This window comes from Bradyrhizobium uaiense, from assembly GCF_010811875.1.
GTDB classification, from domain to species: domain Bacteria; phylum Pseudomonadota; class Alphaproteobacteria; order Rhizobiales; family Xanthobacteraceae; genus Bradyrhizobium; species Bradyrhizobium uaiense.
In genome coordinates, this window is sequence record NZ_VKHP01000860.1 from 1 (window position 1) to 246 (window position 246).

General features: G+C 61.0%; 1 pseudogene. It reads right to left on the reverse strand.

Going from position 1 to position 246, the window contains the following annotated elements:
- Window positions 1–92: 92 nt before the first annotated feature.
- A pseudogene (locus tag FNJ47_RS47825) lies at window positions 93–246 on the reverse strand (TetR/AcrR family transcriptional regulator); the annotation flags it as partial.

A 246-nucleotide genomic window follows, 5' to 3' on the forward strand; every position in this document is an offset into this window, starting at 1 on the left:
AAGCTGATCGTCCGCTATGCCGAGCTGATGACCGCGGACTACGGCAAGAGCCTGGTTCGCTTCGACATCCGCGACCTCAGCGAGGACAACCGCAAGATCGTGCGGACCGCCAAGCGGCGGATCGACCAGCATTCGTAGAGGATCTCGTCCTTGCCTCGGAAGTAATTGTAGAGCGCCGGCTTGGTGATGTTGAGCCGCTTGGCGACCTCGTTCAGCGTGGCGCCGTGATAGCCCTGTTCGAGGAAC